At 72.5% G+C, this 21,717-nt stretch carries 15 protein-coding genes and 1 pseudogene; 8 read left to right on the top strand and 8 right to left on the bottom strand.

Annotated features, from left to right (window positions below):
* The coding region (locus tag E1258_RS14175; RefSeq protein ID WP_256370999.1) for a non-reducing end alpha-L-arabinofuranosidase family hydrolase at positions 1–933 on the top strand (933 nt) is incomplete at its 5' end.
* 281 nt (positions 934–1,214) lie between these two features.
* Here the strand turns inward: E1258_RS14175 and E1258_RS14170 are convergent.
* A pseudogene (locus tag E1258_RS14170) lies at positions 1,215–1,313 on the bottom strand (DUF4440 domain-containing protein); the annotation flags it as partial.
* Positions 1,314–1,767: 454 nt separating this feature from the next.
* Here E1258_RS14170 and E1258_RS14165 point away from each other — a divergent pair.
* Together E1258_RS14165 and E1258_RS14155 are read left to right on the top strand one after the other, a co-directional pair.
* Positions 1,768–2,679 (top strand): SPFH domain-containing protein, encoded by a 912-nt coding sequence (locus E1258_RS14165; protein WP_132400621.1) that lies wholly within the window; start codon positions 1,768–1,770, stop codon positions 2,677–2,679.
* Between the two features lie 219 nt (positions 2,680–2,898).
* Entirely contained in the window at positions 2,899–3,528 is a 630-nt protein-coding gene (locus tag E1258_RS14155; RefSeq protein ID WP_165949766.1) for a GPP34 family phosphoprotein, read from the top strand.
* A 373-nt stretch (positions 3,529–3,901) separates the two neighbouring features.
* Here the strand turns inward: E1258_RS14155 and E1258_RS14150 are convergent, their stop codons facing one another.
* From E1258_RS14150 to E1258_RS14125, 6 genes are all read right to left on the bottom strand, one after another.
* On the bottom strand, positions 3,902–4,249 hold the full coding sequence (locus E1258_RS14150; protein WP_132400615.1) for a hypothetical protein: 348 nt from the start codon (positions 4,247–4,249) through the stop codon (positions 3,902–3,904).
* Positions 4,250–4,538: 289 nt separating this feature from the next.
* On the bottom strand, positions 4,539–4,847 hold the full coding sequence (locus E1258_RS14145; protein ID WP_132400612.1) for a hypothetical protein: 309 nt from the start codon (positions 4,845–4,847) through the stop codon (positions 4,539–4,541).
* A gap of 159 nt (positions 4,848–5,006) precedes the next feature.
* Positions 5,007–5,288 (bottom strand): hypothetical protein, encoded by a 282-nt coding sequence (locus E1258_RS33320; protein WP_165949765.1) that lies wholly within the window; start codon positions 5,286–5,288, stop codon positions 5,007–5,009.
* A 5-nt stretch (positions 5,289–5,293) separates the two neighbouring features.
* Complete coding sequence (locus tag E1258_RS14135) at positions 5,294–6,052, bottom strand: class I SAM-dependent methyltransferase (protein WP_132400606.1); 759 nt, start codon at positions 6,050–6,052, stop codon at positions 5,294–5,296.
* Between the two features lie 173 nt (positions 6,053–6,225).
* Positions 6,226–7,539, bottom strand: coding sequence for a glycosyltransferase (locus tag E1258_RS14130; protein WP_132400602.1), 1,314 nt, complete (start codon positions 7,537–7,539; stop codon positions 6,226–6,228).
* Positions 7,540–7,550: 11 nt separating this feature from the next.
* Positions 7,551–8,858, bottom strand: coding sequence for a cytochrome P450 (locus E1258_RS14125; protein ID WP_132400598.1), 1,308 nt, complete (start codon positions 8,856–8,858; stop codon positions 7,551–7,553).
* A gap of 306 nt (positions 8,859–9,164) precedes the next feature.
* Between E1258_RS14125 and E1258_RS14120 the strand changes: the two genes are divergently transcribed.
* Genes E1258_RS14120 through E1258_RS14100 form a run of 5 tightly spaced genes read left to right on the top strand, consistent with a single transcriptional unit; the run spans position 9,165 to position 20,704 of the window.
* A complete protein-coding gene (locus E1258_RS14120; RefSeq protein WP_132400595.1) occupies positions 9,165–16,511 on the top strand; it encodes a non-ribosomal peptide synthetase in 7,347 nt (2,448 codons plus the stop codon).
* A complete protein-coding gene (locus E1258_RS14115; protein ID WP_207919555.1) occupies positions 16,508–17,752 on the top strand; it encodes an NAD(P)/FAD-dependent oxidoreductase in 1,245 nt (414 codons plus the stop codon). The genes E1258_RS14120 and E1258_RS14115 overlap by 4 nt, the downstream gene beginning before the upstream one ends.
* The gene (locus tag E1258_RS14110; RefSeq protein ID WP_207919554.1) at positions 17,749–19,254 is read left to right on the top strand and encodes a hypothetical protein; all 1,506 of its coding nucleotides are present in this window, start codon (positions 17,749–17,751) and stop codon (positions 19,252–19,254) included. Before E1258_RS14115 ends, E1258_RS14110 begins: the two co-directional genes overlap by 4 nt.
* Positions 19,251–20,198: an SDR family oxidoreductase gene (locus tag E1258_RS14105; protein ID WP_132400592.1), complete on the top strand. Its 948-nt coding sequence runs from the start codon at positions 19,251–19,253 to the stop codon at positions 20,196–20,198. The genes E1258_RS14110 and E1258_RS14105 overlap by 4 nt, the downstream gene beginning before the upstream one ends.
* 5 nt (positions 20,199–20,203) lie before the next feature.
* Positions 20,204–20,704: a nuclear transport factor 2 family protein gene (locus E1258_RS14100; RefSeq protein ID WP_007074471.1), complete on the top strand. Its 501-nt coding sequence runs from the start codon at positions 20,204–20,206 to the stop codon at positions 20,702–20,704.
* An 86-nt stretch (positions 20,705–20,790) separates the two neighbouring features.
* Here the strand turns inward: E1258_RS14100 and E1258_RS14095 are convergent.
* On the bottom strand, positions 20,791–21,717 hold a 927-nt coding region (locus E1258_RS14095; protein WP_132400589.1), incomplete at its 5' end, for a DUF4352 domain-containing protein.

The following is a 21,717-nucleotide window of genomic DNA, read 5'->3' as shown; positions in this document are numbered from 1 at the left end:
CCCCCGTCCTCGCCGCCCCCGAGTGGGTGTGCTCTTCCGTCGACGTACCGCTGGTCGTCGACCGGCGTGCTGGCGAACCCGCAGAACGGGTGGATCTCGCTCAAGGACTTCACCAGCGTCATCCACAACGGCAAACATCTCGTCTATGGGTCGACGGTCAACTCGTCGGGGCAGTATGGCTCGATGAACTTCGGGACCTTCACGAACTGGTCCGACATGGCCTCGGCCAGCCAGAACGGGATGAACTCCGGCACCGTCGCACCGACGCTGTTGTATTTCGCCCCGAAGAACATCTGGGTGCTGGCCTACCAGTGGGGGCCGACCTCGTTCAGCTACAAGACGTCGACCGACCCGACCAACGCCAACGGCTGGTCCTCGCCACAGACGCTGTCCACCGCAACCCTTCCCGACGCCCCGTATGGCGTGATCGACCAGACCCTCATCGGCGACGACCAGAACATGTACCTGTTCTTCGCCGGTGACAACGGCAAGATCTACCGGTCGAGCATGCCGATCGGGAACTTCCCGGGCAGTTTCGGCTCGAACTACACGACGATCATGAGCGACTCCACCAACAACCTGTTCGAGGGGGTCGAGGTCTACAAGGTCCAGGGCCAGAACCAGTACCTGATGATCGTCGAGGCGATCGGCTCGCAGGGGCGCTACTTCCGCTCGTTCACGTCCAGCAGCCTGGGCGGTTCGTGGACACCGCAGGCCGCAACCGAGAGCAATCCCTTCGCCGGCAAGGCCAACAGTGGCGCCACCTGGACCAACGACATCAGTCACGGTGACTTGGTCCGCAGCAACCCCGACCAGACCAAGACCATCGATGCGTGCAACCTCCAGTTCCTCTACCAGGGGAAGAACCCCAGCGCGGGGGGCGACTACAACCTGCTGCCGTGGCGGCCGGGTGTGCTGACCCTGCAGCGCTAGGGACTGCTGACCCAGACAACCCCGTTCGCTGACCGCTCGGGTGTGTCCGGCGCCGACCGGCGCCGGACACACCCTTCTTGGCGGGCCGACCGGGCGGGAGCAGCCTCCGGCGCTCGGTCGTAGGGGGCGTGCTGGGCCACGCCGTCTTTCCTCAGGTGCACAGGACGCCCACGGCGAACCAGGGACCGCTCGCGTGGCCGGCAGGAGCAGGCCGCCACGGTGGGATGAGCGGCAGCCACTCCTGCATCCTGATACCTACGTTTCTGGCGGGCTGCGGCGCTTCACCGGGTGGGCGGGACGAACTCGGGCTGGTCTAGCAGGCGAAGCCAGCTCCCGTCCGGCTGGCGCCGCACGACCTGTGCGCGGGCGCCGGCTCCGTCTCGTACTCAGACATGGATCCTCCCTGACGTCGGACTTCGACGTCCCCCGGCGTCGCCGGCCACCGATCAGAAGTCCGGCCCGACGCTTCGCCGCCGAGCTGGCCGCCCGATTCGCCACTGTGGAGCGCAGCTGGATCGTACGGCCCAACCTGCCGCCGGTGTACGTGTATCGCGGGTTTCGCGCGCTCACTTCGATTCGACGCCTTCCGCCGGTCGGCCACCGGACTGAGCTTCGGGCCGCTGCCGCGCATCGGGGCAGATGACAATGACGGCCAGTGGCGCCGGTCGCGCCCAGGGCGCCGCATCCGTCAGGTCCAGCACCCTCAGCCCTTCCAGTGTGGTGTTGGCGTTCTCCTCAGGGTCCCGGCCCGCGTACGGCGGACTAGCGCTCGGTCGTTGGAAAAGTGATATCACTTTGCTAGTCTCAAGACATCTCACCCTGAAGGAGCCCTACATGACGGAACACCTCGACCTGCCCGCCCCGCAGGTACGCGAGCGCATCGCCCCGGGTGCCTCGGGCTGGCCGGTCCTCGCCCTGTCCATTCTGGTGATCCTCGTCAGCGTGACCATCCTCATCATCGGCGTGCAGCAGGAGGACTTCGCAGTCGTTCTGAGCCTCATCGGTCTCAGCCTCCTGTTCGGACTGGCCGCTCTGATCGCCGCGGCTGGTCTCACCCCCGTCTCGCCCGGCGAGGCACGCGTCCTTCAGCTCCTCGGCCGCTACGCCGGAACCGTCCGCACCGACGGGCTCCGCTGGGTGAACCCGCTCACCGTCAGGCGCAGGGTCTCCACTCGCATCCGCAACCACGAGACCGACGTGCTCAAGGTCAACGACGCCGACGGCAACCCCATCGAGATCGCCGCCGTCGTCGTCTGGCACGTGGAGGACACCGCCCGCGCCGTCTTCGAGGTCGACGACTTTATCGAGTTCGTCGCCATCCAGACCGAGACCGCCGTGCGGCATATCGCCAACAGCTACTCCTACGACTCCCACGACGCCGCCCAGATGTCCCTGCGCGACAACGCCGACGAGATCACCGCCCGGCTGTCGGAAGAGATCGGTCTGCGTGTCGCCGCCGCAGGGGTGAAGATCATCGAATCCCGGCTGACCCGCCTCGCCTACTCGCCCGAGATCGCCCACGCCATGCTGCGCAGGCAGCAGGCGAACGCTGTTGTCGCGGCCCGTACCCGCATCGTCGAAGGCGCCGTGGGCATGGTGGAAATGGCCCTGGTCCGCCTCGCCGAGAATGACGTCGTCGACCTCGACGAGGAGCGCAAGGCCGCGATGGTCAGCAACCTGTTGGTGGTCCTGTGCAGCGACAGGGACGCCCAGCCCGTGGTCAACGCGGGCACCCTCTACTCCTAGGCATGGCTACCGAACGAAAGAAGCTTCTCCTCCGGCTCGATCCCGCCGTGCACGACGCACTCGCGCGCTGGGCCGCAGACGAACTTCGCAGCACGAACGCCCAGATCGAGTACCTCCTGCGCAGGGTCCTCGCCGATGCCGGCCGCCTTCCCGGGGGAGTCGGACGGATGCGCGGACCCGGGAGACCCCCCGCCACACCCGATTCGGAAGAAGAATGACGTGGCCGTACCCGACAGCCTCGCCCAGCGCGTCTTCCTGCTGGCCTACAACCCCGACAAGGGCAGGGTGAGCGTCGGCACCAGCCTCGGCGCCATGCTCCGCGCCGCGGCCCTCGCCGACCTCTACCTCAACGGCCACCTCATCGACGAACGCGGCCACGCCGCCATCGGCGTCCGGCACCCCTGCCGCGATCCCGTCCTCGAAGCGCTCCTCGAAGAGATCGCCGGCTCCAAGCCACGCAGATGGCATTTCTGGGTCAACTGCCGGCAGCGCGTCGCCGTCAGAGCGGTACGCCAGCAGCTCAGCGATGGCGGCTGGGTCCGCCTCCAACCCCACAGAGTCCTCGGGCTGTTCCCCACCACCAAGGTGACCATCCGCGACCCTCGCGTCCGCAAGGAACTCCTCGGCCGGGTCAACGCCGCCCTGAAGAAGCCCATCGGCAGAGTCCACCCCGCCGACGCCACACTCGTGGTCATCGTTGCCACAGCAGGACTCAAACTCGTCCTCGACCGTAAGACCAGGCGCGCCAACAAACGGCGCATCCAGCAACTCACCGAGCTGAGCGGACCGATCGGCCCCGCCCTAGACAAAGCGATCCAGGACGCTGCCCTCGGCGGCGAGGCCGGTTAAGTTGTCCTGTCCAGGGCGGATAGCAAGTCTCTAACCCACCGCTCGACTTCGTCCTCCACGATCCGGCTGCCGGCAGGCCCCAAGCATGGGGGGCGTCCGCCGAGGTCGGGCAGGCGATTCCCGTGTCAGCTCCTACCGGAGTCCAGGCAGGTAAACCCCGCATCCGGGAAGGGGCATTAGAGGTTCAAATCCCCTCGACCTCGCCCAGAAAGGGCCGTCTCCCATGGCAGGAGACGGCCTTTTCGATGCTTTCCGGCAGCCATGATCCCGCCCGGCTGCGATGTGCGGCAGACCGCCCCGAGCGCGCCCGACCGCAGTGCGAGGGCGTGCCAGGCGTCCCCGGACGTTCAGGGGCACCTGGCACCAGCAGCGATTACCAGGCGGCGGTGTTGTACTTATTGCCGCTGGTGAGCTGCGTCCAACCCTGCATCTTCACCTTGTCGCTGCTGTTCGTCCGCAGGGCGTCGGTGTAGTTACGACCCCCCGCCTGGATGGTGCGCTTGCCGAAGGGGTTCCAGGTATTGCCACCGTCGGTGGTCTGGTTGATCCAGATAACATCGCCGTTCTGTGAGTCGACCAGCCGCGTCCAGGCGTACTGCACGCCGTCGATGTCGCCGACCCGGAACTCGAGCGTGCGGCCCTCAACGACGGCGGACTGGACGGTCTGCTTGTTGACGGCGTTGGTGGGATCCACCATGGTTTGGGTCATCGAAACAGACACAGTTCCTCCTCAGGTAGAGCTGTGACTGGAACACCGCTCCCGGTAGGATCCCCGTCACGCACTGCGGCAGTGAGCTGGGATTCGGCGCTCCAACCGGTTCGCCGCACGTCTTCCCGACGGGTCGGGGTTCAATCCTCGGGGCCGTGGCCGTAGCGACCCGCACCCGCGACCGAACGGACCGGTCGCTCAGCGGATTCCTCACCACACAGGGACGAAAGCCCGGTTTCGCCGCTTCGCGACGCGGGCGTTTCGGTACCTTCCCCGACCTGGGGCGGTGATGGTTCCGTCGTCATCGGGCGGCGGCGACCCGGACGACCGCGGTGTTCGCCGACAGCAGCTCGCCCAGGCGGGTGTCGATCCGCTCCGAGCCGGCCGGACAGTGGCCGAGTCGGGTTGGCGCTGGCGCGGGCGGCGGCGTGGGCCCCGTCGGCGGGACCGCGACGAGCCCGGCCAACGCCGCCTCGTCGGGTGCGAACCAGGCGAGCAGTTCGGCGGCGTACCCGGCAAGCTGCGGGTCCGGCTCGGTGAGCCAGCGGACGTACCGGTCGGTGTGCCGGGCTCCGGCGTGGAAGGCGTCGGCCGCCCAGCGGACCGCCACGTCGTCGGCCAGGCTCGCAGCCTCGTCGTGCTCGCACAGGTGCCCCGGCCGCCAGATGGCCCTCCACGAGGGCCGCCTGGCCGTCGGTGATCGCCTCGGCGGCAACGAAGGCCCGGCGCGGGTCGAACGGCAGCGCGTCGTCGCGCCGGTCGCCGAGTATCACCGCACGGAGCAGGCGGACCACCGCCGCCCGGTCCGGGGTGCCCGGGTCGCCGGCGGGGGCCACCAGGAACGGCACCACGTGACAGCTCGCTTCCCACCGCGTGCCCTGGTGGGGACGTTGCCGGCCAGCCCGGACAACACGCGGCGGCGGGACGGCGCCTCCGCCGACCGCAACGCCCGCAGGTGGCCCGGTACGTCGACGGCCGGCCCGTACGCGTGGTGCGGCGACTCCCACGGGACCTGGTCGAGCCCGGCCAGCGGGTCGGTGGGTCGAGCCACGCCGGTTAGCGCCGTTCGAGCGTGAGCAGCGGCTCGGACAGCGGGGGCGACGGCGCGTCGGGGTTGGTGGCCACGGCCTCCTCGATGCTGTGGAGGCCGGCTTCCACCTCGTCGGGATCGAGCTGGGCGAAGAACGAGAGAGCGCGCAGGCGCAGCCGTTCGAGCATGTCGGCGCGGGTGCCGTCGGACGGCTGGGTGACCGTGCCGAACCCGGTGACCCGCCAACCGGCCGCCGTGAACATCGCGATGACCTCGTGCAGCGGCTGGAACTGCGCGATGTCCGCCTCGAGGCCGCGCGGGAAGTGGCCCAGCCACCAGGGCTCGGGATGATGGTCGCTGAAGTTGCCGCGCAACAGCAGCCGCCCGGCCGGCCTGAGCACCCTGGCCAGTTCCCGGACGGCCCGGGGCTTGTCCTGGACGTGGTGCCAGGCGCAGAACATGAGCGCGAAGTCGGCGCTGCCGGACGGCACGGGCAGGTCCTCGGCGGAGCCCGCCAGGTAGCGCACGCCGGGGTGCCGGGACTGCGCCTGCGCCACCTCGCGCATGCGTACCGAGGGCTCGACGCCGGTGACCGGCCCGAACGCTCGCGCCAGCGCGGGGGTGAACCTGCCGGTTCCCGAGCCGACGTCCAGCCCCACCAGGGGACGCCGCTCGGGCAGCGCGGCTGTGAAGGCGCTCATCCAGGTGGCCATCTGCTGCTCGGTGAGCGCGCGGCCGCGCGCGTAGTGCTGGTGCTGCTCCGTGTCGTAGTCGACCCGCCTCATCCGCCGCTCCCTCGCCAGTCCGCGCCAGTGTCCGATGTATCGAGCCGATACATCGGAACGATACCGGGCATGGTGCGAGAAGGCCATGCGCAGGGGGCCCGGGCCACCCGTGGCGGCGTCCCCGGCCTGCCCCGACGGCCGTGACCGATCGGCAGGAGGGCGGCGTGGTGGCGTCAGCGGGCGGCGGCGAGTTTCAGGACCAGGTCGGCGGCCCGGACCACCCCGCCGGCCTGGCGGCTCTGCTCGCCCCAGTGCCGGCTGCGTTCCCGGAAGGAGTCCTCGGTGAGCAGCCGGTACAGCTTCCCGGCCACCTCGTCGGCGTCGACGTGCGGTGGACGGTCGAGCGCCAGCCCGACGCCAGCGTCAACCGCGCGGGCGGCGATGTCGTAACAGTCCAGCCAGAACGGGGTCAGCAGCATCGGCTGCCCGAAGTGGACGCCCTCGTGGAAGCCGTTGGCCCCGCCGTGGCAGACGAAGGCCCGGACGTTCGGGTGGGCCAGCACGTCGAGCTGGGACGGTATCCACTCCTCGACCCGTACGTGCGGTGGCAGCGGGCCGGGCAGCAGGTGCCGCTGCGCGGCGGGCAGTTTCCACAGCACCTGGTGCTCGGGCCCGATCGCACTCAGCGCCTCGGCGAACGCGCGCACCTGCGGACCGGTGAGCCGGGCCAGGGTGCCCAGGCAGGCGTAGACCACCGAGGTCTGCCGGTCGAGCCAGTCGGTCAGCTCGTCGCCCGGCGCGGGTTCGCGCGGTGGCACCATCGGGCCGAACAGGTGCAGGTGTTCCGGCGCGGGGAAGGGATACTCCAGCCCGAACACGGTGTACCCGAAGACGGCGACCGCGGCAGCGCTGTACTTCTCGGGGTCGCCGAAGGCGTTGCCGATCCCCTGGGCGCGGCGGTGCCGGGCCGGGCCGAGCAGCGCGCCGAGCAGCGCCAGCCGCAGCCGCGCCCGGAAGGTCAGGTTGGCCCACCGCTGCCGGGGGCCCAGCCGGCGCGGCAATCCGGAGGTGGGGGTCGGGTAGTTCCACGGCAGCCGGCTCAGGTAGATGTTGCTGGGCGGGAACGGCAGGCTCAGCACGTACGGCACCCCGCTGGCCAGCGCCGCGTCGAGCGCGCCCAGGTTCAGCATGTCGATCACCATCAGCCCGGGCCGGATCTCGTCGATCTGTTCGAGGGTCAGCTCGCGGACCCGGTCGGCCACGTCCGGGATCCGGATCTGCCGGGCGAGGGCCACCAGGCCGGCAGTGGTCATCGGCCCCCGGGTCATGGCGGCGTACAGCTCGTCGTCGACGCGGAGCAGGGTGTCCCCGGTGGAGCGGAAGCGCAGCGGGCTGCCGGTGGCGGTGGCCGCCACCCGGTCCCGCGCGTCCTCCTCGGCGGCGAACCACAGGTCCGGCTCGCCGCGCCGGGACAGCTCACCGGCGATGGCGAGCAGGGGGTTGAGCTGCCCCGGGTGCGCGGGGCTGGCGAAGAGTACGGGGCGCATGGGTATCCCTCCTACGGCCGCAGCCGTACCGGCAGGTGGTCGTATCCGCGCAGCACCCGGGTCGAGCGGCGGCGCGGCACCGCGGCCAGCGCCGCGTCGGGGTAGCGCTCGAAGAAGGCGCTGAGCCCGAGCTGGCCCTCCAGCCGGGCGAGCGCGGCACCGAGGCAGTAGTGCACTCCGCTGGAGAACGAGAGGTGGTCGCGGGCGTTGGCCCGGGTGATGTCGAAGCGGTCCGGGTCGGGGAAGACGGCGGGGTCCCGGTTCGCGCCGCCCATCATCGGGACCACGATCTCCCCGGCGCGCACCGGTACGCCGGCCACCTCCGTGTCGGCGCGGCAGTACCGGGCGGTGGTCTGGGCGGGCGAGTCGTACCGCAGGATCTCCTCCACCGCGTTGGGCCATCCGTCGGGTCGTTCACGGAGCGCCCCGAGCTGGTCCGGGTGACGGATGAGCAGGTAGATGCCGGTGCCGAGCAGGTTGACGGTGGTCTCGAACCCGGCCACCAGCAGCAGGCCGGCGGTGGCCAGCAACTCCTCCTCGGTGAGCCGTTCGCCCTCGCTGTCGAGGTGTACGAGGCGGCTGAGCAGGTCGTCGCCGGGATCGACGCGCAGCCGGGCGAAATGCCCGCGCAGCCATGCGTTGAGTTGCCGGATGGCGTCCTCGGCGTGGTGGTACTGGCGCAGCGTCAGCCCGAGGTCGAGCGTCGGGGTGGCGGCCTCGCCCCACGCCAGGAACCGCTGTCGCATGTCCTGCGGCACGCCGAGGATCTCGGCGATCACGGTGAGCGGCAGCAGGCTGGCGTAGCGTCCGACGATCTCCACGGTGTCGCCCGGCGCCTGGGGCAGGTCGTCCAGCAGGGCCTCGGCGTGCCGCTCGATCCGTGGGCGCAGCCCCTCGATGGCCCGGGGGGTGAAGACCTTGGCGACCAGCCGGCGGTAGCGGGTGTGCGTCGGCGGGTCGACGACCAGCATCGAGGGCGGGTCGGCCGGCCCGATGGGCCGTCCGCTGCGGCCCAGGCGGCGCACCACCGCGAGCGGGCCGGGTGCCGGTAGCGATTCCAGATCGCTGCTGAACGCCTCGCCGCGCAGCACCGCGACGACCGCGTCGTGCCGGGTGGTGCTCCACATGAGCCGGCCGCGGACCAGCGCGCCGGCTTCGCGGACCTCCCGGTAGAACGGGTACGGGTCGTCGCGGATGGCCGGATCGAAGAAGAGCCGGGCCTGCGCGTCACCCCGGCGGGCGGCGGCGGCGATGCCGAGCCGGGCCAGGCCGTGCCGGTCGAGCCAGCGCAGGAAGGTCCCCGGTCTGGTCAGCCTCACCCGAACCTCCCCACCTCGGCCGTCCCGGATGCCCGTGCGATTCTCGTCGTAGATATGACGGGCGTCAATTCCTACCTGCGTGCGGGGATTTCCCGGGTTGATCTCGAGAGGAACTTATACATCAGTCGGGGACCGTTGCGCAACGAACTCCCTCGCTGCATGAGAATCCGATGTGAAAGTGTCGCGCGCGCTGACGTAAACGTTGATTATCGGGTACTGTCCAGCGCCATGGCAGCGACGGAAGTCGATCAAATTGTCATCGGGTAGGGCGTCGTTCGCGGCCGGAGCAGTCGTGAGGGGTGAGCAGTGAGGAATGTCGACCGGGCACCGTTGACCACAGTTCAGGCCGACATCTGGGTAGCTAGTCGGCTATGTCCGGAGCTGCCCCAGTTCAACGTCGGGGGTTACCTGCGGTTCACCGGCCCCCTTGACCTCGAACTCATGCGTACCTGTATGAATCGTGCCGTGCTTCGGAACGACGCGTTGCGGCTGCGTTTCGAAGAAGAGAACGGCGAGCCCTACCAGTGGGTCGAGGACGAGTCGCCGGTAATTGCCACCATCGACTTCTCGAGAGAAGGCGACCCCCGCGCGGCCTGCCATTCCTGGATGGCCCGGTCGTTCGACCGCCCGTTTCCGTTGCGCCGGAGCAGAATGTACGAGTTGGCCCTGCTCGTCGAGAGCGAATCGGTCACCTACGCATATCTCAACGCGCATCACCTCGTTACCGACGGCTGGGGCGGGCGGCTGCTGCTGCGGCAGGCGAGCGAGGACTACGCCCGCCTGCTGCGCACCGGGGTGGCCGTCGAGGAGCCGCAGCCGTCGTATCTGGCCGTGGCCCGAGCGCGGGCCGCCCAGCCACGATCGGCCGGACGGGAGCGGGACCTCGACCACCTCCGCGCCGCGCTGGCGGGCGTGACCCCGGCCCTGTTCCCGCGCCGCGCGACCAGCGGCCCGACCGACGCCGGGGCAGCCAGCAGCGCGCGGCACAGCTTCCTGATCGACCGGGCCCTGGTCGACCGGATCACGGCCCGGGGCGCGTCCCCGTTCACCTTCCTCGCCTCGGCCGTCGCCGCCTACCTCACCCGGATCCACCGCACCGAGCAGGTCGTCCTCGGCGTACCGGTGCTCAACCGCCGGAACCACGTCGAACGGCGCACCGTCGGCCACTTCGCCAACGAGTTGCCGCTGCCGGTACGGGTCGACGGCGCGCGACCACTGGCGGACCTGGTCGCCGGGGTCCAGGAGACCCTGCGCGCGCTCTGGACCCAACAGGGCCGGTCCCGGGGCGACCTGCTGCGCGGTGTGGCGCTGCCCGACGGCGGCCGGCAGCTCTACGACGTGACCCTGTCCTGGATGCGCTGGCCCCGCCCCGAGCCGATCCCCGGGATCGAGCAGCAGACGATGGTGCGCAGCCGACTGCACGACCGGCACGTCCTGGCCGTGCTGGTCAACGACTTCGACGACGGCCCGCTGAGGGTGGACCTCGACTACGCCCCGGACGTGTTCGACGAGGACTTCCCGATCGAGGCGCTGGGCCGGCACGTCGTCACGCTGATCCGCAACGCCCTCGACCGGCCCGACCGGCCGCTGGCGGAAACCCCGATGCTGACCCCGGCCGAACGGGACCGGCTCACCCGGGGACTCAACGACACCCGCGTCGACCTGCCTGCCGACCTGACCGTGCACGGCCTGTTCGAACGGCAGGCCGCCCGCACCCCGGACCGGACCGCGCTGGTCGTCGACGGCACGGACGAGACGGTCAGCTACGCCGACCTCGACGCCCGCGCCAACCAGGTGGCCCGGGCCCTGCGCGAAGCCGGGATCGGCTGTGGCGACCGGGTCGCGGTCCTGGCCGACCGTGGACCCGGGCTGCTCACCGCGATCCTGGGCACGCTGAAGGCGGGCGGGGCGTACGTCGCGATCGAGCCCGACCACCCGGAGTCGCGCGTGCGGCACGTGCTCACCGACAGCGGCGCCGGGGTGCTCGTGGTGACCGGGGACACGCCACCACCGCCGGTGGGGCCCGGGGTCGCCGTGTGCCACCTCAAGGCGATGACCGACCGCCCGACGTCACCCGTGGAGCCGGTCGCCACCGGTGCCGACCTCGCGTACGTGTGTTACACGTCCGGCTCCACCGGCCGGCCCAAGGGGGTGCTGATCGAGCACCGCTCGGTGGTCAACCGGTTGGCCTGGATGCAGCGGTGCTACCCGCTGCACGGCGACGACGTCCTGGTGCAGAAGACGCCCGTGTCGTTCGACGTCTCCGTCTGGGAGCTGTTCTGGTGGGCGCTCGCCGGGGCCCGGGTGGTGCTGCCCGAGCCGGAGGTGCGGCGGGACCCCGCCGCCCTGCTGCGCACGGTCGCCCGGCAGGGCGTCAGCGTCGTCCACTTCGTACCCTCGATGTTCGGCCCGTTCCTCGACCTGCTGGCCGACGCGCCCGCCTCGCGCGCGGACGCCACCGGCCTGCGGTTGGTCTTCGCCAGCGGCGAGGAGCTGCCGCCCCGGCACGTCGACCGGTTCCACCGGCTGCTGTGCGCCGGGCCGCCGGCACCGGACGGAACGCCCGGCCCCCGGCTGGTGAACCTGTACGGCCCGACCGAGGCCACCGTCGACGTCTCCCACTTCGAGTGCCGGCCCGACCCGGCCGGGCCGGCCACCCGCGTGCCGATCGGCCGCCCGATCGACAACATCCAGCTCTACGTGCTCGGCCCCGGTGACGAACCGCAGCCGGTCGGCGCGCCCGGCGAGCTCTGCGTCGCCGGGATCGGCGTCGCCCGGGGGTACCTGGGCCGGCCCGAGCTGACCGCGCAACGGTTCGGCACCGACCCGGTGACCGGCGGACGGCTGTACCGCACGGGCGACCTCGCCCGCTGGCTCGCCGACGGCAACATCGAGTACCTGGGCCGCCTCGACGACCAGGTGAAGATCCGGGGCAACCGGGTCGAACCCGGCGAGGTCCAGCACGCACTCGCCGCCGTGCCCGGCGTACGGGAGGCGGTCGTGGTGGCCCGCACCGGCCCGGTTCGAGGCACCCACCTCGTCGGCTACTACCGGGCGGACGCCGACCTCGACCCGGCGTGGCTGCGCGCACAACTCCTGCACCGGCTGCCGGACTTCATGGTCCCCGCGTTCTTCCACCGGCTCGACCGGATCCCGCTGACCCCCAACGGCAAGCTCGACCAGGCCGCCCTGCCCGTACCGGCCACCGGGTCCGACGAGGGGGGCGGCCTGGCCGACGACGGCGGCCCGCACGACTTTGCCGACCGCGTCGTCGCGGGGACCGGGCCGGCCCCCAGCGACGAGGTGGAGCAGACGATCGCCGCGATCTGGGCGCGGGTGCTCGGGATGCCGTCCGTCGGCACTGACCAGGACTGGTTCGCCATCGGCGGTGACTCCATCCTCGCGCTGCGCGTCGGCGCCGAGGCGGCGCGGCATGGCCTGCACGTCACCGTCGCCGACCTGGTGGCCCGGCCCACCGTGGCGGCGCTGGCCGCCCACGCCCGCACCGCCCTGCCGCCAGCGCAGGAGGCCGCGCTGCCGGAGCCGTTCGAATTGGTGTCGCACCTGGACCGGGCCGGGCTGGGCGACGCGCAGGACGCCTTCCCGGCGACCCGGCTCCAGCTCGGGCTGCTGTTCCACGGCAGCGAACGCGAGGACTCCACGGCATACCACGACGTGTTCCGGTACTCGATCCGGCTGCCGTGGGACGAGGCCGCCTTCCGCGCCGCCCACGACCGGCTCCTCGACCGCCACCCGGTCCTGCGTTCCTCGTTCGACCTGGGCGGCTGCTCCGAACCACTCCAGATCGTCCACGCCCGGGTGACCGGCGGCCTCGACATCGTCGACCTGCGCGACCACGACGCCGCCACGGCCGACGCCGAGGTGCTGACGCACATGCGGCAGCGGCGACGCCACCGGTACGCGTTCGACCACGCGCCGCTGCACCTGATGCGGGTGCACCTGCTCCCGTCGGGGGCCGTCGACCTGGTGTTCAGCTTCCACCACGTGCTCCTCGACGGCTGGAGCGTGGCCACCGTCGTCGGGGACCTGCTGCGGGACTACCTGCACCTGGTGGGCGTCGACATCGATCCGCCCCGGGCGGCCGTGCTGCCCTCCCCGGCGGCGTACGTCGTCGAGGAACGCCGCGCGCTCGCCTCCGCCGCCGCCCGCGACTTCTGGACCACCCGGCTCGACGGCGCGGAACTCGCCCAGATCGAGGGCTTCCGCCAGTACGAGCCGCCCGGCGACGAGGGCGTGATCGTCCGGCACGTCCCGCTGCCCGGTGACCTGGAGGACCGGGTACGCGGCTTCGCCGTCGCCCACGGGCTGCCGGTGAAGTCGGTCCTGCTCGCGGCGCACTGCCTGCTGCTGCGGCTGTACGCCGGGACGACGGACGTCACCACCGGCCTGGTCACCCACGGTCGGCCGGACCGGGCCGGAGCGGAACTCGTCGCGGGACTCTTCCTCAACACGGTGCCGCTGCGGATCACCCCCGGCGCGCGTACCTGGCTTGAGCTGGTCCGGCAGGTCCACCGGCAGGAACAGGAGTGTCACCCGCACCGGCGCTACCCGCTGCACGCCATCGTGGGGGACCGGGGCGGCGAGCCGATCTTCGAGACGGCCTTCAACTACGTGCACATGCACGTGCTGACCCCGCTGCTGGAGCTGCCCCAGGTGGAGCTGCTCGGCTTCGACCCCTGGGAGGAGACCAACTTCACCCTGCTGGTGAACGTGTTCGTCAGCCCCGCCGACCGGCGCGTCTCGCTGCGCGTCGACGCCGACGGGCGCACCCTCACCCCGGCGCAGACCGACCTGCTGATCGACGCCTACCTGCGTATCCTCGCCCGGATCGTGGCCGACCCGCAGGGGGAGCCGGACTTCGGTTTCCTCGCCGCCGCGCCGCAGCCCGTCGGCCCGGCCCTGGAGGCGCCCAGCGACGTGGTACGCCGGCTCGCCGACCACGCCCGGCGCGCCCCGACCGCCGTCGCGGTCACCTTCGACGCCCCCGACGCCCTGACCGACGCTCCGCCGTGCGAGTGGACCTACGCGCAGCTGGACGCCACGGTCGACCGGATCGCGGTCGGGCTGCTGCGCTCCGGCGTCCGGCCGGGGCAGCTCGTCGGGATCGCGCTGGACCGGTCGCCGGAGATGATCGCCGCGATCTACGGCGTCGCGCGGGCCGGTGCGGCCTGCGTCCCGCTTGACGTGACGTACCCGAGGGAACGTATCGCCGCGATGGTCGCGCAGGCCCGACCGACGCGGATCGTGGCGCAGCGGCGGCACTGGAACCTGATCGAGGACCCGTCGACCGTGCTCGACGTGGCCGACCTCGTGGCGGAGCCGACGGCCGCCGAGGGCCCCGTGGCGGAGCCGACCGTCGACGATGCCGTGGCGCTGCCCCGGATCACCCCAGACGACCTGCTCTACGTCCTGTTCACCTCCGGGTCGACGGGGGTGCCCAAGGGCGTGGCGATGACGCACGGCGCGCTGGACAACTACCAGGCGTGGCAGATCCGGGCGGCCAGCGCGGCGGCCGGCGGCATCACGTTGCAGTACGCGCCGCTCAGCTTCGACGTGTCGTTCCAGGAGATCCTCACCACGATCAGCGCGGGCGGCACCCTGCGGATCATCGACGAGGACCTCCGGCGGGACGTGCCGGCCCTGCTGCGGCTGCTCGACCGCGAGGCCGTCGAGCGGATCTTCCTCCCGTACGTCGCGTTGCAGCAGCTCGCCGAGGCCGCAGAGCTGCTCGGGATCGTCCCGCGCGCGCTACGGGTGGTGATCTCCTCCGGCGAGCAGCTACGGGTGACCCCCGAGATCCGGCGCTTCCTGGCCGCCCTGCCGGCCGGCGCGGTCCTGGAGAACCAGTACGGACCGACCGAGACGCACCTGGTCACCGCTTACACGATGAGCGGCGACCCGGCGCGTTTTCCCAACCTGCCGCCCATCGGGCCCGCCATCAACGGCGTCGAGATGCACCTGTTGGACGAGCTGATGCGGCCGGTCCCGACCGGCGTGACCGGCGAGCTGTACTACGGCGGCATCCAGGTCACCCGGGGCTACCACGGCCGGCCGGGCCTGACCGCCGAGCGCTGCGTGCCCAACCCGTTCGGCCCGCCGGGCAGCCGGCTCTACCGGACCGGCGACCTGGCCCGCTACCTGCCCAACGGCGACCTGATCTGGGTGGCCCGCACCGACACCCAGACCAAGATCCGTGGCTTCCGCGTCGAACCGTTGGAGGTGGAGGTGGCGATCATGGAGCTGGCCGGGGAGTACCCGGGGATCCGCGAGGCCGCCGTCGTCGCCCGCCGTCGGGAGGGCGTCGACTCCTTCCTGGCCGCGTTCCTCGTCGGTGACCCGGACACGGTCGACCTGGCCGACGTACGCCGGCGGTTGCGCGCCACCCTCCCCGAGCACCTGGTGCCGGCGCGGTGGCAGTGGCTGCCCCGGATGCCGCTGACCCCCAGCGGCAAGCGCAACGACCGGGCCCTGCGCGAACTGCCCCTGGACCTGGCCGAGGCCCCCCGCGTCGCCCCCCGCGACCGGCACGAACGCATCGTCGCGGAGATCGCCGCCGAGCTGCTGCACCTGTCGGCGGTCGGGGTGCACGACAACCTGTTCGAGCTGGGCGGCACCTCGCTGACCGCGATGCGCCTGGTGGTGATGCTGGAGAAGCGCTTCGGGGTGGCCGTACCCGTCTCGGCGTTCGTCGCCACACCCACCGTGGCCGGGGTGGCCGACCTGCTCCGCCGCGGCGGGGCCGACCTCACGTTCGACCCGCTGGTGCCGATCCGCGCCGAGGGCGACCGGCCGCCGCTGTTCCTGGTGCACCCGCTCGGCGGCAACGTGCTCTGCTACGTCCCGCTGGCCCGCCACCTGAGCGCAGACCAACCCCTGTACGCGTTGCAGGCCGCCGGGGTGGACGCCGGGACCGAGCCGCTGCGCACCGTGCCAGAGCTGGCCCGCGCCTACCTAGACGCGATCCGCCGGGTCCGACCCGAGGGCCCGTACGCCATCGGCGGCTGGTCGTTCGGCGGGGTGGTCGCCTTCGAGATGGCCCGGCAGCTTAACGAAACCGGAGCCGACCAGGTCGACCGGCTGATCCTGCTCGACCCGATCGCCCGCCGGTCCAGCGACCCGGTGCCGGTCGCCGACGACGTCCTGCTCGACTGGTTCTTCTGGGAGCTGATGCGACTCGGCCACGACGGCCCACCGGCGCGCGGAGTGCCGGCTGAGCTGACCACGCCGGAGGCGAAGCTCGACTTCATCGCGGGCCGGGCGGGCGAGAGCGGGGTGCTGCGCCCGGGCAGCTCGCGGGGCTCGGTCCGCCGACTCTTCGAGGTCTTCCGGGCCAACTGGGAGGCGATCATCTCCTACCGGCCGGAGGCCGTCGACCAGGACATCGCCCTGCTGCGGGCCGCCGACCCGCTGCCGGCCGTGCTGAAGCCGATGCACGACCTAGCCGGCAGCATGCACCTCGACCCGCGCAACGGGTGGGGCGAGCTGACCACCGGCCGGGTCGACGTGATCGACGTACCCGGCGACCACCTGGTGCTCATGGACGAGCCCTATGTGGCCGAGGTGGCGAGGCGGATCACCGGGCTGCTGGCCGGGGCCACCCCGGCCCGCCGGCTGATCGGGGACGCACGGTGATCGCCCCCGCCGGCTCCACCGGCCCGACCGGCACGTGGACGTCCCGGCTGCCCGGCGGGACACCGATCCGCCGCCGACCGAAGGCGATCATCGTCGGCGCCGGCATCGGCGGCCTCGCGGCGGCCGGCGCACTGCTGCGCGTGGGAGTCGACGTGGAGATCCACGAGCGGGCCAGCGAACTCCGGGCCGCCGGCTCGGCGCTCTCGCTGACCGCCAACGCCCGCGTCGCGCTGCGCTCACTCGGCATCGACCTCGACGTCGAGCGGCGCGGCCAGGTCTACTCGGATCTGCACTTCCGCACCGCCACGGGGCGGCCGATCAGGACCGTCCGGTTCGCGCACCTGGGCGACCGGGTCGGCGCGCAGAACGTCGCCATCCACCGCGCCGAACTCCAGCGGGCCCTGCTGGAGGCGGCCGGGGGCCCGCCCATCCGGCTCGGTGCCACCGCCCGCCGGTTCCACCACCACGGCGGCGGAGTCCGGGTCGAGTTCGACGACGGGACCAGCGCCGACGGCGACCTGCTGATCGGCGCGGACGGCTTCGGATCGGCGGTACGCCAGCAGCTCGTCGGCCCCGAGCGGCCCCGGGAACCCGGGTACGTGTGCTGGCTGGCGACCGTCGCGTACCGGCACCCCCGGGTCCGCGACGGGTACGCCGCCCACTACTGGGGGCGCGGCCAGCGGTTCGGGCTGGTGCACCTCGGCGGCGACCACGTCTACTGGTGGGGCACCCGGAACATGCCGCCGGAGGCGGCCCGCGGCTGGCACGGCGGCCGGGACGAGATCCTCCGCGCGTACGCGGGCTGGGCCGACGAGGTGGTCGCCACCGTGGCCGCCACCGCCGAGACGGCGCTCATCAGCGTCCCCGCCCGCGACCGCCCCGCCCTGCGGCGCTGGGGCACCGGCCCGGTCACCCTGCTCGGCGACGCGGCGCACCCGATGCTGCCGAGCCTCGGCCAGGGCGCGGCGATGGCGATCGAGGACGCGGTGGTGCTGGCGCGCAGCCTGGCCGGGGCCACCGACCTGTCCGATGCGCTGCGCAGCTACGAGGCGGCCCGGCGCGACCGGACCCGGCGCATGATCCGCCAGGCGCACTCGCTGAGCCGGATCGAGCAGCTCGCCAGCCCCGCCGGCGATCTGGCCCGGCGCGCGTACCTGAGGTGGCTGCCCGCGCGGCTCGTCGACCGCCGCAACCTGGCCGACCTGACCTTCCCTGACGTCGCGCCGGCGGGCCTGCGGTGAGCGCCGGGCGCGGCGCGGCCCACCGGGCGTTGAGCCCGCTCGAACGCTGGTACTGGATCGCCGACCAGGTGTCCCCGCTCAACGTCATCGCCCGGGTGCGGGTACATGGGCACCTGCCGCCGGAGCTGCTCCGGGCGGCGCTGGACGGACTCCAGGCACGCCATCCGCTGCTGCGGGTGGCCATCGCCACCCGGCCGGACGGCCGGCGGCCCCGGTTCGTGCCGGCGGACCGGCCGATCCCGCTGCGGCTGGCCGCCGCCGACCTGCCGGATGCCGCCGAGCCCGGCGCGTCCGCCGACCCGGACGCCGGTTGGCTGCGCGAGGTCAACGATCGGGAACTGGTCGACCGGGTGGACTGGCGGACCGGGCCGCTCTGCCGGGCGGTCGTGCTGACCGGGACCGGCCCGGGGCCCGCCAGCGCCGCGCCCGCCGCCGGCGACGTGCACGACCTGATCCTGACCCTGCCGCACTGTGTGGCGGACGGGACGACCGCGCTGTCGTTGCTGCGCCAGTGGGTCGAACACGCCGACCGGCTGGCCACTGCGGTGGAACGGCCGATCACGGGCGACGCCGGACCAGGTAGCGCGCCCCAGGGCGGGCACGCGCTGGAACGGGAACCGGCCCTGCCCCCGGCCGAGCGGATGTTCCCCCGCCGGTACCGGGGCGTCACCGGCTCGCTGCGGCTCGGCCGGCAGCTCCTACGTGACCTGTACCGGGTGCGCCGGTACCGGCCGGCCCGGGTGGTGCCGAGCCGCTTCGTGCCGTTCACCGCGAGACGCAGCCGGCTGCTGCACCGGACGCTCACCGCCGAGCAGGTAGCCGTGCTGGCCCGGGCGTGCCGCCGGGAACGGACCACCGTGCACGGGGCGCTGGCCGCCGCGATGGTCCTCGCGGTCGCCGCCGAGACGGGTCCGCCCGCCCCGGGTCACGTGGCGATCGGCTCCCCGGTCGACTTCCGGGCGGCCCTGACGCCTCCGGTGTCCGAGCGGGCGGTCGGCGCGTACGTCGCCACCGTTCCCTCGTTCGTGCCGTACCGGCCGGGGGCGTCGCTGTGGCAGCTCGCCCGGTCGATCAGCGGGGACCTCGCGGCCCGGCGTCACCACGGCAGCCACTTCGCCATGGTCGACCTGGTCCGCCTGTCGTGCCCGCCGTCGGTCGCGGAAAGCGGCCGGTTCGTGGAGCTGACCGAGCGGTCCGGGCCGGTCAACCTCTGCCTGTCCAATCTCGGCCGGTACGACTTTCCCGACCGGATCGGGGCCTGGCGGCTGAGCGGCGCCCAGTTCGTCGCCGGGCTCTCGGTCTGCGGCTACTTCGTCGCCACGGCGAACACCAGCCATGGGGAACTGGCCTGGAACTTCGTTCACGTGCCGGAGGCGGTCCCGGACGCCCGCGCGGCCGGCCTCGTCGACGCCTGTGTCGACGCGGTGCTCGCCGAGATCTCAGTAGTGCCGGCAAGGGCCGATCCGGTGTCGGCCGGGGCCGACGGGAAGGTGGAATCATGATCGGGGCAGGAAGACGGATCGACGCGCGGGGCCGGGCGGTGGTGGTCACCGGCGCCTCGTCGGGGCTCGGCCGCGAGGCCGTGCTGCACCTCGACCGGACGGGGTTCCGGGTCTTCGCCGGGGTGCGCGACCGGGCCGCCGCCGGCGACCTGGCCGCCGCCACGGCCGGCCGGATCACCCCGCTCCGCCTCGACGTCACACTGGCCGACGAGGTCCGGCAGGCGGTCGACGAGGTGACCCGCCAGGTCGGCGTCGGCGGTCTCTGGGGGCTCGTCAACAACGCCGGTATCAGCCTGCCCGGCCCGCTGGAGTGCGTCACACTGGAGCAGGTCCGGCGGCAGCTCGACACCAACGTGGTCGGCCAGATCGCGGTGATCCAGGGCTTCCTCCCGCTGCTGCGGGCCGGCCAGGGCCGGATCGTGAACGTCACCTCCGGCCTGGGCCGGGTCGCCCTGCCCTACCTCGGCGTGTACGCGGCGGCGCAGTTCGCCAAGGAGGCGGTCAGCGACAGCCTGCGGCGCGAGCTGTGGCCGTTCGGTATCGCGGTGTCGGTGGTCCAGCCGGGGGCGATCCAGACGCCGATCTGGGACAAGGTCGCCCACGCCGGGTCGGAGACGATGGCCGGGGCGGCGGGGCGGGCCGGCGACCTCTACGACGAGCCGTTCGGCCGCTTCCTCACCCGGCTGGCCGCGCAGGCCCGGCGGAGCGGGACCACTCCGGCGGACTTCGCGCGGGCGGTCACCCGGGCGCTGACCGCCGCGCGGCCGAAGACCCGGTACCCGGTGGGCCGCGACGTGCGGTTGGGCAGCCTGGCCGCCCGCCTGCTGCCGGACGCCCTGCTCGACCGCAACTTCGCCCCGCTCGTGCGGGCCCGCCGCAAGCCTTCCTCAGTGCCCGTCGACCCGACCCCCGTGCCCCTCGCCCCGACCAACAGTGAGGACTGATCAGCATGGATGCCGACCAGCAGGCCCGCACCCAGGCCCAGGCCCTGTTCGCCCACAACCTGGAGTTGATCTCCGCCGGGCGGATCAGTGAGTGGGTGGAGCTGTTCGACCCCGACGGGGTGCTGGAGTTCCCCTACCCCCTGCCGGGCATCGCCCCGCGGTTCACCGGGCACCAGGAGCTGTACGAGCACATGAAGGACTTCCCGAAGCAGTTCGACGTGCGCTTCTCGGGGCTGACCTTCCACGAGACGACCGACCCCGACCTGGTGATCGCCGAGTTCGTCGGGGACGGCCGGGGGATCGTCACCGGCCGGCCGTTCCACCAGGTCTACATCTCGGTGGTCCGGTTCCGGGCCGGGAAGATCGTCCACTTCCGGGACTTCTGGAATCCCCTGGCGACCATCCGGGCCGGGCTGACGATCGGGCACGCCTGGCGCGGCCTGGTCGACCTGCTGCGGCCCGCCGCACGTCGTCGCCCGAAAGGGCCGGGCCCCGGTCGGGGGTGACCGTCGGGCCCGCCACCGTTCGGTGGGACGGGCGTGGGGGCCGGCCCCGTGCGCCGGCCGGCCCCCACGTACGCGAACTGCTGCGCCTACGGCTTCCAGGAGCCGGCGGTCTCCAACTCGTGCCGGTACTCCAGCGCGCCGTTCTTGTTCGCCACGTCGAAGGTGACGCTGCCGGTGCGCTTGCTGCCCTCCCGCAGGTTGACGCCGGAGTCGAGCAGGTCCCCGCAGCCGGCCAGCGCGCCGGCGATCCCGTTCGCGGTGGTGCCGTCCTCGGCCACCCACTGGAAGTAGAACGGGTTGATCGACATCTTGCCCTTCTTCACCGTCGCGGTGACGTCCGCGATCAGGTAGAGGCCCTTGTCGGGATCGGGCGAGTACGACTTGCAGCCCTTGGCCGAGGTGCGGAACCGCAGCACCGTGATCTCCAGGGTGCCCTCGTCGTCGGTGATGACCAGGGTCTCGCCGGCCTTCATGTTGAGGGTCTCGCCGTCTGGCGGGGCGGACGACGAGGGGGAGGTCCGGTCGGCGGTCGGCAGGCCGCTCGGGGCGGTGGTGACCCGGGGCACGGTCGGCAGTTGCCGCTCGGCCTCCTTCGCCGCCTCGTTGGCACCGGCGACGAGCGCCACGATGCCACCGACGCAGCAGAGCAGCGCGAGCACCGCCACGACGACCACGATGATGATGATCGGCTTCTTGCTGCTCTTCTTGGCCGGCAGCGGGGGGCCGAGCGGGTAGCCCGGGCCCGGCGCGTACGGCCCACCCGGCGGCGGGTACGGCCCACCTGGCGGCGCGTACGGCCCACCCGGCGGCGCGTACGGCCCACCTGGCGGCGGGTACGGGGTGCCCGACACCGGCGGGTAGGCCGCCTCCGGGCCCGGCTGGTACGTCGGGTCGGGACTGGGCGGCGGCGTGAAGGCACCCGGCGGCGGGTACGGCGCGCCCGAGGTGGGCGGGTACGGCGCGCCCGAGACCGGCGGCGGCGGGTATGGCGCGCCCGAGACCGGGGGCTGGGG

This window comes from Micromonospora sp. KC207, assembly GCF_004348615.1.
Classification (GTDB): Bacteria; Actinomycetota; Actinomycetes; order Mycobacteriales; family Micromonosporaceae; genus Micromonospora.
This window is presented reverse-complemented; position numbering and strand designations above follow the sequence as displayed.

Bases quoted from the DNA above. Each gene is read 5' to 3' on its own strand.
- E1258_RS14165 (WP_132400621.1), top strand. From the start codon at position 1,768: ATGACGGAACACCTCGACCTGCCCGCCCCGCAGGTACGCGAGCGCATC.
- E1258_RS14105 (WP_132400592.1), top strand. From the start codon at position 19,251: ATGATCGGGGCAGGAAGACGGATCGACGCGCGGGGCCGGGCGGTGGTG.
- E1258_RS14135 (WP_132400606.1), bottom strand. From the start codon at position 6,052: ATGAGGCGGGTCGACTACGACACGGAGCAGCACCAGCACTACGCGCGC.
- E1258_RS14100 (WP_007074471.1), top strand. From the start codon at position 20,204: ATGGATGCCGACCAGCAGGCCCGCACCCAGGCCCAGGCCCTGTTCGCC.
- E1258_RS14130 (WP_132400602.1), bottom strand. From the start codon at position 7,539: ATGCGCCCCGTACTCTTCGCCAGCCCCGCGCACCCGGGGCAGCTCAAC.